The sequence below is a fragment of the Pseudoalteromonas sp. SCSIO_11900 genome, from assembly GCF_000576475.1.
In the GTDB taxonomy this organism is placed as follows: Bacteria; Pseudomonadota; Gammaproteobacteria; order Enterobacterales; family Alteromonadaceae; genus Pseudoalteromonas; species Pseudoalteromonas tetraodonis.
Genome location: NZ_KK070023.1, coordinates 520,921 through 534,966, shown reverse-complemented (window position 1 = coordinate 534,966; position 14,046 = coordinate 520,921). Strand labels below are relative to the sequence as shown.

The following is a 14,046-nucleotide window of genomic DNA, read 5'->3' as shown; positions in this document are numbered from 1 at the left end:
TGTGTAACTTGTACTGAAAAAATCAGTGCAAGTTACCCAAACTTAGTCTAGCCACTGATTTTATTATATTTTTTATTGGCATGATTCACGCATCTATTTAATCATTAGGGTTAAATAGTAAGGAACGCACATGCAAGTTAAAACAATCCAAGAAGTGTTCGATTGGACCGTCCAGTTTCACACACAAATGGCGGCTAATTTTTTTAGTGTAAGGGATTTACTCGGGGAACATAACAAACAGCTAATTGATTATTGTGTAGAGTATGAAAAAAAGCTCGCTGAGGATTTAATTGGCTTTAAAGCCATCACGCAAATAAACACTTTAGATACGTATTGTTATGAATATTTTTCAGGGCACTCAGAAATCATTAACTTTACTGATTTAGATCGCAGTAACCAGTTAGATGAGCAAGTAATTCAAGAATATTTATCAAAGCAGCATCAAAAAGTATTGAACGCATATAGTTATTTGGCTGATAAAGCACAATCACCTGAGGCTCAAGAAAAACTAAGTGAGCTGTTGCAACTTGAAGAGCAAGGATTAAAGCAAATGATACAAAGTATTAACCGCCACGCCGACATGTAGCACTATGTGTTATTTGTCGCTGATTAATACCGCGATTGTATAATTGATATAAAAAAGGCGTTGTAATTAGCGCCTTTTTGTATTGAAAATAATAGAGCACATTTAACTTTGTTCAACATCAACCATTAAGTCACTCGTAATTGACTCAAGAGCGTTAATTACTTCGTCTTTGTTAAGCCCATTAGGCAGGCTAACGGTGGCAACGGCACTAAAAATTGGCACCCCCCAGTTTGGCGCACTTTGCTGCCTAGAGTTTAAGTTCGTAATATTAGCGCCTTTATGACGAATAACATTTGCCAACTCTTGGACAATACCGGGACGATCGTTCCCGGTGATCACAAAATTAAGCTGCTCGAGTTCAACAGGCTCAATTTCGGTGTTGCCTTTTTCAATACGGACATCTAATTTAGGAAGCCCATTAAGCGCATCTTGAAATGCCTGTAAATGCTCTTCAGCCACCTCAACTTGTATAATGCCAGCAAAGTGGCCAAGCAAATGACTTAAATTACTGCTTAACCAATTACCGTGGTTTTCCAATATAACCGATGAAATACTTTCTACTAAACCGGGGCGATCTTCCCCTAAAATGCTTATTACCAACTGCTTCATAATAGTTCTCTTTTTAAGCCCAAATGAAAAAATAAATGCATAGGCATTAAGTGATGCGATCTAATGTATGTGATTCTTAATGTATGTAAAAGCTAACCACAAAAGGATTGTTATATTAGATGCCCATTGAGTATTGTCTTGGATAAATAGTTTGTCCAATTAATAATTGATTTAGTTTATTAATAACACATAAATAAATACAATTATTTAATAAAACAATACGTTAATATTATTTCGTGGTTCCAGTAAAGAATTATTACGACTGTAACATTACTGTCACTTTGATGAAATATAATGCGCCCAACGTTAAGATATAAGGGTGTATTGATGACTTCAAATCCGAATAAACCGACTTTTAATACGGATCGAAGCCGTCTATTTAAAGACCGGTTTGCTAAGTTTGGCATAACCGCAGGCGGTATAATGGTATTGATAGCACTGCTATTGATCTTTTTTTACCTTCTTTATGTAGTGCAGCCTATTTTTGAGTCAGCTAAAGTTGAAAAGCGCGCTAGCTTTAATGTTGCTAATGCTGAGCAAATAGTTGGGCTTGGTGTTGAAGAACAAACTGAGGTTGCTTACTTACTTGATAATCAAGGTCAAGTTAACTTCTATAGTGTTGATAAAGCAAACTTTGGTAAAAAACTAAAAACACTTAATGCCACTTTACCTGCGAAGGTAACCAGCTTTGCAAATAGTGCCCCTTTTCAAGGTCATTATGCGTATGGCTTAGAAAATGGCACAGTGATAATTGTAGCGCCTAAGTTTTTAGTCACCTTTCCTAATAATGAACGTAAGCTAACTCCGCGTTTAGGTTATCCACCGGGTGAGATGGCACTCGAAGTTGATGAGCAAGGTGCTGCTATTAAGCGTTTTGCCTTTAGTCATTATGAGGACAAAACAGCCGTTGTGGCACTTACCGCCGATAAACGTGTGGTATTTAGCAGCTTTGTAGCCGAAGAAAATATGTTTACCGGTGAAGTCGAATGGCAAGTTGAACGTACCGAATTGAACATTGATGGTCGCGTAGATGAGTTATTAATGTCGCCGGATACCACCCGCACATTTGTTCGCTCTGCTAATCAAATTTACGTATTCGATACTCGCTACCCAAGTGAAGTAGAGCAAATCCAATTATTATCTGCTAACGAAGAAAACGCTAATATCGTGTCATCACAATTATTAGCTGGCGCAAACTCACTCATGCTGGCCAATGATAATGGTGAAATATCGCAGTGGTTTGAAGTAAACACTGACTCAGGTCGCGAGTTTCAAAAAATTCGTTCGTTTGAAACCACTAAGCAAAGTAAGTTAAATATTTTTACTGAGTTTTACCGTCGCACCTTTTTCACAACCGGTCAAAATGGTGAACTAGGTGTTTATTACACAACCAGTGAAGCAAAGTTGTGGCAAGGTAAAGTCAGTGAAGGTGCAATTGAACAGTTTGCTATTGCTCCGCGTTCAAATGTCGCGCTGATTTTGGCTGATAACAAGCTAACGGTATTAGAAATTCATAACGAACACCCAGAAGTAACGTGGTCAGCGCTTTGGCAAGAAGTATGGTACGAGGGTTACCCTGAGCCGGGTTATATTTGGCAATCAACGTCTGCAAGTGATGATTTTGAATCTAAGTTCTCACTGGTACCAATTTCATTTGGTACTTTAAAGGCTGCTATGTATGCAATGTTATTTGCTGTGCCTATTGCTATTTCAGCCGCTATTTACACCGCTTACTTTATGTCGAGCGAATTACGTCGCGTAGTTAAGCCGACCGTTGAAATAATGGAAGCTCTGCCAACGGTAATACTCGGCTTTTTAGCTGGCTTGTGGTTAGCGCCTTTAATTGAAGAGCACCTGCCGGCTATTGTTGGCTTACTCGTATTACTGCCATTAGGTATTTTAGCAACCGCTTTAGGTTGGACTAAATTACCTGCAGCTATTCGCCATAAAATTCCTGAAGGCTCACATTCAATTTTATTAATTCCTGTGGTGTTATTTATTGGTTGGTTGTCATTTGCGATGAGCGAAAGTATTGAACTGTGGATGTTTGATGGCAATGTGCGTCAATACCTAACAAATGAATTAGGCATGACCTTCGATCAGCGTAATTCATTAGTAGTGGGTATTGCGATGGGCTTTGCAGTTATTCCTACTATCTTCTCAATTGCGGAAGATGCGGTATTCAGCGTTCCTAAGCATTTATCGAATGGCTCGTTAGCATTAGGTGCAACGCAGTGGCAAACGCTAATTCGCGTGGTGTTACTAACGGCTAGCCCAGGTATTTTCTCTGCGGTCATGATGGGGTTAGGTCGCGCCGTAGGCGAAACCATGATTGTACTGATGGCAACCGGTAATACGCCGATTATGGATTGGAGTATTTTCCAAGGTATGCGTACCTTAGCCGCTAATATTGCCGTCGAAATGCCGGAGTCGGAAGTGGGGAGTTCGCATTATCGAATTCTATTCTTAGCCGCCTTTGTATTATTCATATTTACCTTTATTTTCAACACCGTTGCTGAATTTGTTCGTCAGCAGCTGCGTGAAAAATATAGCTCAATGTAAGTGGAGAAACACGACATGGTAAAACAGTGGTTTAAGTCTGGTTCTCCTTGGATTTGGATGACCGGTGGTGCCGTCAGCATCAGTTTAATTTCAGTAATTGGTTTACTCGCCATGATTGCATGGAAGGGATTAAGCTTTTTTTGGCCATCTCAAGTTATGCAATATGAGCTTGAAGGCTCGATTACTAAACAAACCGTTATTGGTGAAATTTACGACCGTGAATTAGTACCTAAGTCGCGTTTAGCGGCAACCGGTATTGATGTTTCTAAATTTGAAAAAGACGAGGTTGAGCGTTTACTAATTAAAACCGGTAACCGTGAGTATGTAGATTTAGACTTTCGCTGGATACTTGAAACTGATATTACACAAAGCTCAGCACCAAAAGCACTCGCGGTATTTGAGCGTAGCAAAAACGGTAACTTTTACGGTTATGTAGAATCAGTAATTAAAGACGGTGAAACAATAACTACAGATAAAGTTGAAACATTACATGATCTTGTAGAGCGTGCGGTTGACTTGAATGACGAAGCACTGAATTTACAAAATGGTGATATTGGTCATATAAACTACGAGTTAGAGCGTTTACGTTTACAGGAAAAAGCCTATTTGCTTGATAACGAGCTAACTGATGAGCGCGTAGCTGAACTTGCTCAAGCCCGTGCTGATTTACGTGCGCAATATGGTGAGCTTGAAAAAGAGTTATTTGCACTGCGTAACCAAGCTAAGCGTGACCAAGTAACTGTGAAAGATATGCGTGGTGAGATTGTTACTATCCCGCTTTATCAAGTGTTGGATGTATGGTTTCCAAACGACATGGGCTTTTTTGCTAAACTAGGCCATTACTTTGTGCAGTTAGGCAAGTTTGTTTCAGATGACCCACGTGAAGCCAATACCGAAGGCGGTGTATTTCCTGCTATCTTTGGTACGGTATTCATGGTGATGTTAATGGCTGTGATTGTGACGCCATTTGGTGTGGTTGCCGCCATTTATTTGCATGAATATGCAGCTAAAAACGCAATTACTAAAATGATCCGTATTGCGGTTATTAACCTAGCGGGTGTTCCGTCAATTGTATATGGTGTATTCGGTCTAGGATTCTTTGTGTATATGGTAGGTGGCAGTGTTGACCAACTATTTTACCCAGAGTCATCGCCTACGCCTGTATTTGGTACACCCGGAGTGATGTGGTCGGCACTCACCTTGGCTATATTAACTCTGCCTGTGGTAATTGTGTCAACCGAGGAAGGTTTATCTCGTATTCCAAGCACAGTACGTGATGGTTCATTAGCACTGGGCGCGACTAAGGTAGAAACGTTATGGCGAATCATTATTCCTATGGCCAGTCCTGCTATTATGACGGGGTTAATTTTAGCGGTTGCTCGTGCTGCGGGTGAAGTTGCACCGCTTATGCTGGTGGGTGTAGTAAAAATGGCACCAACGTTGCCGCTTGATGGTAACTTCCCTTACATACACTTAGATAGAAAGTTCATGCACTTAGGTTTTCATATTTACGATGTTGGCTTTCAAAGCCCTAACGTTGAAGCGGCGCGTCCGCTGGTATATGCAACGGCCTTTTTGTTAGTGTCGGTTATTATTACCCTTAACATCACCGCCATTGGTATACGCAACCATTTACGTGAAAAATTCAGATCGCTTGAGCATTAATTTAGTATAGGTAACAAACATGATTACAGTCGCTCCAAAAGTAAACCAAGCAAAGCCAAGCTTGAAGTTAGATTTAAATAATTTAACAGACGAACAAAAAGCGCTAGAAATTAAAGATCTCGACCTTTACTACGGTGATAAGCAAGCACTGAGTAAAGTAAATATGAACATTCCGAAAGGCCAAGTAACGGCATTTATCGGTCCGTCGGGTTGTGGTAAGTCAACTTTGCTGCGTTGTATTAACCGTATGAATGACTTGGTTGATATTTGTCGCATAGAAGGCGAAATAATGCTGCACGGGCAAAATATTTACGACAAAAGCGTAGATGTTGCTGCGCTTCGTCGTAATGTTGGCATGGTGTTTCAGCGTCCAAACCCGTTTCCTAAATCAATCTACGAGAATGTGGTTTACGGTCTTCGCCTGCAAGGGATCAAAGAAAAGCGTAAGCTTGATGAAGTGGTCGAACAATCATTGCGTGGTGCGGCATTATGGGATGAAGTAAAAGACAGACTTCACGATAGTGCATTTGGTTTATCGGGCGGTCAGCAGCAGCGTTTAGTTATTGCTCGCTCAATTGCGATAGAGCCAGAAGTATTATTGCTTGATGAACCAACATCAGCACTCGACCCAATTTCAACTTTAGTGATTGAAGAACTAATTAATGATTTAAAGAATAAATTTACTGTGGTTATTGTTACTCATAACATGCAACAAGCAGCGCGGGTATCTGATCAAACCGCGTTTATGTATATGGGTGAGCTCATTGAGTATTCAGATACCAATACCTTATTTACCACACCAACGAAGAAAAAAACTGAAGATTATATTACCGGACGCTACGGCTAGTCGGGTTAAAACGCTAAAACAATGAATTATTAAAGAAGGTCATTATGGAACACAACATTAATAAACATATTTCTGGTCGTTTTAACCAAGAGTTAGAAGATGTGCGAAACCATGTACTAAGTATGGGTGGGTTGGTTGAGCAACAACTTAATAGCGCACTTGATGCAGTTAGCAAAAACGATGCGGTATTGGCACAAAAAGTACGTGAAAACGACTACAAAGTTAATGCAATGGAAGTCAGTATTGATGAAGATTGCACACGTATTATTGCTAAGCGCCAACCGGCAGCCAGTGATTTACGTTTAGTAATTGCAATAGCAAAAACCATTGCTGATTTAGAAAGAATTGGTGATGAAGCTAAGCGAATTGCTAAAGTTGCACTAGACTCATTTACTAAGGATCAACAAGATTTATTAGTAAATATTGAAAATATGGGTCGCCAAGTATCTAAAATGCTGCATGACGTTTTAGATGCATTTGCACGTATGGATGTGCAACGTGCGTTTGAAGTGCATAAAGAGGATGCTAAAGTAGATAGAGAGTATGAAGCTATCACCCGTCAAATAATGACGTACATGATGGAAGATCCGCGCTCAATTCCAAAAATTATGGATTTAGTATGGTCTGTTCGCTCATTAGAGCGTATTGGGGATCGTTGTCAAAACATCGCTGAATACGTCATTTATTTTGTAAACGGTAAAGATATTCGTCATACATCTCAAGACGATATTGAAAAATCACTGTAGTGATACGAATAACTAGAAAATAATTGAATGAGAAAAAGCGTTCACAATCTAGCTTAATGCTGTAAAATTCACGCTGAACAGCATATTGAATTGATTAAAGGGTCAGTTATGCCAACAAATTTTTTAGGTGTTTTTGCAAAATCACCTATAAAACCAATAGAAGAACACATCAGAAAAGCGCATCAAGCAAGCGAAAGTTTGGTACCTTTTTTTAATCATGTTTTTAAAGAAGAATGGCAACAAGCTGAAGAGCTACGTTTAACTATTCGTAATTTAGAGCGTGAAGCCGATGAAATGAAAAGAACTATACGCTTACAACTACCTGGCGGATTATTCATGCCGGTAGAGCGTACAGACCTTCTCGAATTAGTAACCCAACAAGACAAAATTGCTAATAAGGCAAAAGACATTGCTGGGCGTGTAATTGGTCGTGAGATGATCATACCACAAGAGATTCAAGAAGACTTTTTGGCGTATGTAACTCGTTGTGTTGATGCAACAAAACAAGCATCTAAAGCGATTAATGAATTAGAAGAATTGTTAGAAACGGGCTTTAAAGGCAGAGAAGTTACTCTGGTTGAAAAAATGCTCGTAGAATTGGATGCCATAGAACAAGACACGGATGAAATGCAAATTAGAATACGCCGCCAACTACGTAAAGTAGAAAGTGAGCTAAATCCAGTAGATGTAATGTTTTTATACAAAATCATTGAATGGGTTGGCGAACTTGCAGATATTGCAGAGCGCGTAGGGTCACGTCTTGAGCTGATGTTAGCTCGTTAATTTAAAATCAGTTCAAACACGAAAGATTAAGGTTACACAATGGATATCATTGCATCTTACGGCACGGTATTAATTCTAATTGCCGCAGCAGTCGGCTTTTTTATGGCTTATGGTATTGGCGCAAATGACGTTGCCAACGCGATGGGTACATCAGTAGGTTCAAAAGCACTTACCATTAAACAAGCGATTTTTATCGCGATGATTTTTGAGTTTGCAGGTGCTTATTTAGCCGGTGGTGAAGTAACATCAACAATTCGTAAAGGGATTATTGATGCGGCCCCATTTGCCGACATTCCTGAATTGATGATTTTAGGTATGATCGCCTCATTATTTGCCGCGGGCAGTTGGTTATTAATTGCCTCGTTTTTAGGTTGGCCGGTATCGACCACTCATTCAATCATTGGCGCTATTATTGGCTTTGCTCTGGTTGCAGTAGGCACAGAGGCTATTCAATGGGGTAAGGTTGCCGGTATCGTAGGTAGCTGGATTGTAACGCCGGCGATATCAGGTTTTATAGCGTACTTAATATTTATGAGTGCGCAAAAGCTGATATTTGATACAGACGCTCCACTTAAAAATGCAAAGCGTTTTGTACCAATATACATGGGTTTAGCTGGCTTTATTATGGCACTTGTGACCATTAAAAAAGGCTTAAAGCACATAGGTATTAATTTAGGTACCTTTGAAGGTTTTGCTATTTCTATAGGTATAGCGGTACTAGTTGCTGTTATTGGTAAAATTGCGATTTCTCGTTTAAATATCGATCCTAAAGCGGATAGAGAAATGCAGTTTAACAATGTAGAAAAAGTGTTTGCAGTACTTATGGTGCTAACAGCCTGTTGTATGGCATTTGCTCATGGTTCTAATGATGTTGCTAACGCAATTGGACCACTAGCTGCTGTTGTAAACATTGTTGAAAATAATGGTGAAATCGCGAAGAAAGCGGCTATTGCTTGGTGGATATTACCACTGGGTGGTTTAGGTATTGTTGCCGGTCTTGCTATTTTAGGCAAAAAAGTAATTAAAACCATTGGTGAAGGAATTACACATTTAACACCAAGCCGTGGTTTTGCTGCTGAATTAGCCGCTGCATCTACCGTTGTTATTGCATCGGGCACAGGCTTACCTATCTCAACCACACAAACCCTAGTGGGTGCCGTGTTGGGTGTAGGTATGGCACGTGGTATTGCCGCACTTAATATGGGTGTAATAAGAAATATTGTAGTTTCTTGGGTAATTACATTGCCAGTTGGTGCTGCCCTTGCTATTGTTATTTTCTACGTACTAAGAACCGCTTTTGGGGTTTAATAAAAAGTACTTAAAAGACTTTTAGCTTGAAAAGATCTCAACGCCCCTTGGTGTTGGGGTCTTTTTATTTGTGGAAAGAAAAATGACCAATCTCCCTAGTATAAAGCAGCTACAGTATTTATTAGCTGTGCATCAGCATCAACATTTTGGCCGCGCAGCAAGTGCCTGCTTTATTGGCCAGTCAACGCTGAGCACCGCAATTCAAAATTTAGAAGAGACCTTAGGGTGTCAGCTTATAGAACGAGAAAATCGCAGCCTTATGTTTACCACCATTGGTGAAGAGGTTGTTGAGCGTTCAAGAAAAATCATTAACGACACTATTAGCTTAAAAGAGCTTACCAAAAGCTTTTTAACGCCGCTTAGCGGCACATTAACGGTAGGTGTTATTCCTACGATTGCGAGCTTTATTGCAGCGCCTCTTTATCACTTTTGTCAGCAAACGTTTGCTGACTTAGAGTTAGTTTTAGTGGAGGATACCAGCGACAAGCTACTTGATAAGTTAGAGCATGGGCAAATTGACTTGGCACTATTAGCGCTGCCCTACGAAACCGATAAATTTCATACTCAAGTACTTGCACAAGATCATTTTAGCTTAGTGCACCATAAAGACTACACACCAGCTAAAGGCATTGAAGACTTTAATTTACTACCAGAAGCGAGTGTATTTTTACTTGAGCGAGAGCACTGTATGACTGGGCATGCGCTCAGTGCGTGCCATTTAAACCGCTCTAGCTGTATAAATCCCTTTGAGGCAGCTAGCTTACATACTTTATTGAGTATGGTTGAGTACAAACTTGGCGTGACTTTTTTACCGCAAATGGCGATTAACGCGGGTATTTTAGAAAACAAAAACATGCTTGCTACGCCATCACAAGGTAATGCCTATCGTGATATTGGTGTACTGTGGCGCAAAACAACGGGGCGGATTCGTGACTTTAAATTGTTTAGCCAACAGTTAGAGGTCTTTTTGAAAAAGCAGTGCAGTGTTGATTTTAAGTAACGTAAAAAAAGCGTATTAGAGATAATACGCTCAATAACACAGGGAATTAAAGTGGCTGCTTGTGCTGGTAGCTCTCTAGCGGCGGTAAAAACAATAAGTAAACCCACACAACAACATTGAAGTAAGGCACCAGTCCAAGCACTGTAAAGGTTTTTACAGGGTAGCCTTTAATCTGGGCATACTTGTAACATTGAAGCGCAATAGCAAAGTGTATAAACAATAATAACGTGATTAGTTGCATCATAAACATCCTCCTTATGCCCCCTATGTCCACCTTTAACAGTATAGACATCTAGACGATAAGAAATAAAGATGTCATGTAAAATCAAGGTGATCACTTAATTTTCATGACATTTTGCTGCCGATAAGCAAAGTATAGGTTAGATGAGCAATTTGGGTAGTAATAAATTGCTTAAATTTGTTTATTAATGTTTATAGTGATGTGAGGGTATCTTGATAAAAAATAGGGTTGTTCTTTATTTTTTCTAATTCAATCAGTACCTTGTCGATAGGGACAGGGCGAGCAATAAAATAGCCTTGCCCGTAGTCTACGCCTATTTCTTTGAGTGCAAAAAATACTTCAGCGGTTTCCACATATTCAGCCACAGAGCGCTTATCTAGTGAGCGACTGATGTCATTTATGGCTTTCACTAGCGCTAAGTCAATGGAGTCGTTAAGCATATCGCGGACAAATGAGCCGTCAATTTTCACATGTTGGGCTGGTAATTGTTTAAGATAATTAAAGGTACTAAATCCGGTACCAAAGTCATCAATCGAAAAGTGGCAGCCTAAATTATTTAACCGTTCAATCATTTTACGAGTGGCAGCCAAGTTATTAATGCTAGCCGATTCGGTTATTTCAAAAATAATTTTTGATGGAGACACTTGGTATTTTTCGAGGCTCGACTCTATTAACGGCAGTAAACGCTCATCTAAAAATGACTGTGCCGATAAATTTATTGCAACCTGAAGAAGCTCTGGGTGCGCAGCAACACTTGCAATACTGTTACGAATAACACATTGATCCATTAAAAAGGTGTCGTTAAGCATTTCCAATGAGGGAATAAATTGATTTGGGTAAATAAGTTCGTCGTCGAGCTTTAATCTCAGTAGTACTTCAAAGTAAGCAACCTGATTAGTTTTAAAATCCCAAATGGGTTGATAATGAAGTTCTATACTGTCTTGTTGTAGAGCTTGGCGTACGCCATGGCCCCATTCTAAGCCCGTTTGCAGCGCATTGTTTTCACCATCTTGTTTTGAATAACAATGTACTAAGTTACGGCCTAAATTTTTAGCAATATATAACGCAATATCTGATTGCTTTAAACATTCATTTGGGTCGCAGTTATCAGCAGTAATTTGTGTTAAGCCAATAGAGCAGCTAATTGAATACACTTGATCTTCTGACTTAAATTGGTTGCCCTCAATGGCACTACAAATCCTCTGTGCAATTAAATGTGCGTCTAATAAATTGGTGTTTTTAAGGATCACCGCAAACTCATCGCCACCCACACGGCAGATCAGGTGCTCATTACTAATATTGGCAATAAACAGTTGTGCCACTTCTTTTAAAACAATATCGCCTTGTTGATGGCCTTTACTGTCGTTGATTATTTTAAAGTGATCAAGATCGATATAAATCAGCGCATGCTCAATATTTGCATAGGTATTTTCGTTTTGACAAATATAGTTAAGTTGTTGGTCAAAATAATAACGATTGTGTAGCCCTGTTAAGGTGTCATGCAGGGCTAAATGGCGTAATTGCAACTCTGCTTGTTTGCGCTCATGAATGTTATCGAGTGTGGCAGTGATAGTGGCGTTGTTGCTGCTATTTTTTATTAACTGAAGCCGACATTCGACCCATACTGAGTTACCGTTTTTTTGGCTCAGTTTAACTTCTATTTTTTGTTTGTTCGCGCCACCTTGTAAAATATCATCAATGGTTGATTGTAATGACTGTTTATATTCTGTGGTGCAAAACGCAGTGAGTGGTTGTTGTAAGGTCGACTTAACTCCAAAACCACTTAGAGATTCCCACGCCGGGTTTATAAAGCGAATATTTCCTTGCTGATCTAGTTCAAGTACAACCGTGTTTAAGTGCAATAAAATACGCTGATGCGCTGAAAATAGGTCACGATATTTTACTTCACTAACACTTAACTGCTGCACTTTGTTAGCAAACTCAGCATAGCTCACCATGAAGTCTTCACGACGCGCTGCATGATCACAGACTTTATTCAAAAATGAAGGATCGTAAGGGGCGCGAATAAAGTCGGTAACACCAGAAAGTAATAACTGCTCAGCGTAATCAGCATCGTTTTTATCAATAATAGTAACAATGGCTTGCTGAGGGTTATGCTGCAAAATCTTTTCTACTAATTGATTTGAGCTCTCAGCTTGTGCTGCAGTGGCATCAAGTAGCACAATAGCAAACGACTGTTGATTATAGGCACTGAGCGCGGCTTTTTCGTTAGTAACATGAGTAATTGCAAAGTTAAGCTTTAATTGTTCACTCATCTCGTTTGCCCTGCTGCTAAAGGGTTCTAATAACAACAGGTTTAAGCGACTGCTTTTTTCTAAATGACTCGACAACACATTTGCGAGTATTTGCGGCAATATATCTTGGCGTTCAAAAGGCAGTACTGCATCTATGCCATAGCTACGTGCGGTAGTTTCGGCGATACGCTCACAATAAATGGGCGGAATAAGTAAAATAGGCGTATTTTTCGGCGTGTTAAGTAAACCAGAGCGGATCATACGTGAAAACCGCCAGCCATCAATTTTACCTACATCTAAGCCGGTTATGATTATATTTACGCTTTGGTTCTTTAAGATTTTTAACGCATCTTGGCTGTCTGAGGCTTCAATAAACTCAAACACACCAAGCCTCTCCAGCGTGGCACGTATAGTCTGGCGCTCATCATTACTTGTATTTAATATTAGCAATTTAAGCTGTTTTGCCACTTAGGTACCACTCCGAGAAATGCAGATTATAAAACAGTAAGAGTAATGATATTTAGCCATAAGAACAAGCGTATTTAACCGCTATTTTAAATGTAGTTCATTGATAGCTAATTAGGGAGAATATAAGGGTTATCTTGAGCTTCATTAGTAATAGTTAAATACCCAAACCACCTCAAAATGCAGAATTCAGCGCTTCACAGGGGCTTAATATCAAGGCGATACTTTGCAGTCATGGTAGTCCCTTTCAAGAAGTAGCAACGATGAGAGTATGCCCCTGTGAAACGCCCACGGGTTGGTTTAAAAGCGATTTATACTGCGTTATTGATATTAATAATAGAACCACTATTATTTGCAATCAATGCCTTGCCTAAATCGCTTTTAATTCCGACGACACTCGCATTTTGAGGTGGTTTAAATATACCCAAACCACCTCAAAATGCAGAATTCAGCGCTTCACAGGGGCTTAATATCAAGGCGATACTTTGCAGTCATGGTAGTCCCTTTCAAGAAGTAGCAACGATGAGAGTATGCCCCTGTGAAACGCCCACGGGTTGGCTTAAAAGCGATTTATACTGCGTTATTGATATTAATAATAGAACCACTATTATTTGCAATCAATGCCTTGCCTAAATCGCTTTTAATTCCAACGACACTCGCATTTTGAGGTGGTTTGGGTATACACTTGGCGCGATTTTAAATGATGTGGAATTCTAACAATGCGCGTAGCTGATTTTAGCTTTGACTTACCTGATGAATTAATTGCTCGTTTTCCTAAAGCAGACAGAACCAGTAGCCGTTTATTGAGCTTAGATGGGCCGAGCGGTGCTGTTGAGCATAAAATATTTAGTGACATTCTTGAACTGGTTAACGAAAACGATTTACTGGTTTTTAACAACACCAAAGTAATACCTGCGCGTATGTTTGGTCAAAAAGAATCAGGCGGTAAAGTTGAGGTGCTGGTAGAGCGTGTATTAGA

Annotated in this window: 12 protein-coding genes; 9 read left to right on the top strand and 3 right to left on the bottom strand. The window is 39.7% G+C overall.

Annotated features, from left to right (window positions below; all coding sequences use genetic code 11):
* Window positions 1-130: 130 nt before the first annotated feature.
* On the top strand, window positions 131-586 hold the full coding sequence (locus BG00_RS02455; RefSeq protein ID WP_036980291.1) for a hypothetical protein: 456 nt from the start codon (window positions 131-133) through the stop codon (window positions 584-586).
* A gap of 102 nt (window positions 587-688) precedes the next feature.
* Here the strand turns inward: BG00_RS02455 and BG00_RS02450 are convergent, their stop codons facing one another.
* Entirely contained in the window at window positions 689-1,195 is a 507-nt protein-coding gene (locus BG00_RS02450) for a glycine cleavage system transcriptional repressor (RefSeq protein ID WP_036980290.1), read from the bottom strand.
* A 327-nt stretch (window positions 1,196-1,522) separates the two neighbouring features.
* Here BG00_RS02450 and BG00_RS02445 point away from each other — a divergent pair, with 327 nt between their 5' ends.
* The 7 genes from BG00_RS02445 to BG00_RS02415 all read left to right on the top strand — a co-directional run bounded on the left by BG00_RS02445 (window position 1,523) and on the right by BG00_RS02415 (window position 10,106).
* Entirely contained in the window at window positions 1,523-3,757 is a 2,235-nt protein-coding gene (locus BG00_RS02445; protein ID WP_036980289.1) for an ABC transporter permease subunit, read from the top strand.
* Window positions 3,758-3,772: 15 nt separating this feature from the next.
* The gene (gene pstA, locus BG00_RS02440) at window positions 3,773-5,422 is read left to right on the top strand and encodes a phosphate ABC transporter permease PstA (protein ID WP_036980287.1); all 1,650 of its coding nucleotides are present in this window, start codon (window positions 3,773-3,775) and stop codon (window positions 5,420-5,422) included.
* Between the two features lie 19 nt (window positions 5,423-5,441).
* Window positions 5,442-6,269, top strand: coding sequence for a phosphate ABC transporter ATP-binding protein PstB (gene pstB / locus BG00_RS02435; RefSeq protein ID WP_008114812.1), 828 nt, complete (start codon window positions 5,442-5,444; stop codon window positions 6,267-6,269).
* Between the two features lie 44 nt (window positions 6,270-6,313).
* Complete coding sequence (gene phoU, locus BG00_RS02430; RefSeq protein WP_036980285.1) at window positions 6,314-7,015, top strand: phosphate signaling complex protein PhoU; 702 nt, start codon at window positions 6,314-6,316, stop codon at window positions 7,013-7,015.
* Window positions 7,016-7,123: 108 nt separating this feature from the next.
* Entirely contained in the window at window positions 7,124-7,798 is a 675-nt protein-coding gene (locus tag BG00_RS02425; protein WP_036980283.1) for a TIGR00153 family protein, read from the top strand.
* Between the two features lie 39 nt (window positions 7,799-7,837).
* Entirely contained in the window at window positions 7,838-9,106 is a 1,269-nt protein-coding gene (locus tag BG00_RS02420; RefSeq protein ID WP_036980279.1) for an inorganic phosphate transporter, read from the top strand.
* 82 nt (window positions 9,107-9,188) lie between these two features.
* Window positions 9,189-10,106, top strand: coding sequence for a hydrogen peroxide-inducible genes activator (locus tag BG00_RS02415; protein ID WP_036980277.1), 918 nt, complete (start codon window positions 9,189-9,191; stop codon window positions 10,104-10,106).
* Between the two features lie 46 nt (window positions 10,107-10,152).
* Here the strand turns inward: BG00_RS02415 and BG00_RS02410 are convergent, their stop codons facing one another.
* Both BG00_RS02410 and BG00_RS02405 read right to left on the bottom strand, forming a co-directional pair.
* Window positions 10,153-10,350, bottom strand: coding sequence for a hypothetical protein (locus BG00_RS02410; protein ID WP_036980276.1), 198 nt, complete (start codon window positions 10,348-10,350; stop codon window positions 10,153-10,155).
* A gap of 188 nt (window positions 10,351-10,538) precedes the next feature.
* Window positions 10,539-13,070, bottom strand: coding sequence for an EAL domain-containing protein (locus BG00_RS02405; protein WP_036980275.1), 2,532 nt, complete (start codon window positions 13,068-13,070; stop codon window positions 10,539-10,541).
* Window positions 13,071-13,786: 716 nt separating this feature from the next.
* Here BG00_RS02405 and BG00_RS02400 point away from each other — a divergent pair.
* Window positions 13,787-14,046, top strand: a 260-nt coding sequence (locus BG00_RS02400; protein ID WP_190276274.1) for an S-adenosylmethionine:tRNA ribosyltransferase-isomerase, incomplete at its 3' end; no start/stop codon positions are given.

Excerpts from the sequence above, each read along its gene's own strand:
- pstA (WP_036980287.1), top strand. The coding sequence starts at position 3,773 with ATGGTAAAACAGTGGTTTAAGTCTGGTTCTCCTTGGATTTGGATGACC.
- pstB (WP_008114812.1), top strand. The coding sequence starts at position 5,442 with ATGATTACAGTCGCTCCAAAAGTAAACCAAGCAAAGCCAAGCTTGAAG.
- BG00_RS02450 (WP_036980290.1), bottom strand. The coding sequence starts at position 1,195 with ATGAAGCAGTTGGTAATAAGCATTTTAGGGGAAGATCGCCCCGGTTTA.
- BG00_RS02410 (WP_036980276.1), bottom strand. The coding sequence starts at position 10,350 with ATGATGCAACTAATCACGTTATTATTGTTTATACACTTTGCTATTGCG.
- BG00_RS02445 (WP_036980289.1), top strand. The coding sequence starts at position 1,523 with ATGACTTCAAATCCGAATAAACCGACTTTTAATACGGATCGAAGCCGT.
- BG00_RS02420 (WP_036980279.1), top strand. The coding sequence starts at position 7,838 with ATGGATATCATTGCATCTTACGGCACGGTATTAATTCTAATTGCCGCA.
- BG00_RS02415 (WP_036980277.1), top strand. The coding sequence starts at position 9,189 with ATGACCAATCTCCCTAGTATAAAGCAGCTACAGTATTTATTAGCTGTG.
- phoU (WP_036980285.1), top strand. The coding sequence starts at position 6,314 with ATGGAACACAACATTAATAAACATATTTCTGGTCGTTTTAACCAAGAG.
- BG00_RS02455 (WP_036980291.1), top strand. The coding sequence starts at position 131 with ATGCAAGTTAAAACAATCCAAGAAGTGTTCGATTGGACCGTCCAGTTT.
- BG00_RS02425 (WP_036980283.1), top strand. The coding sequence starts at position 7,124 with ATGCCAACAAATTTTTTAGGTGTTTTTGCAAAATCACCTATAAAACCA.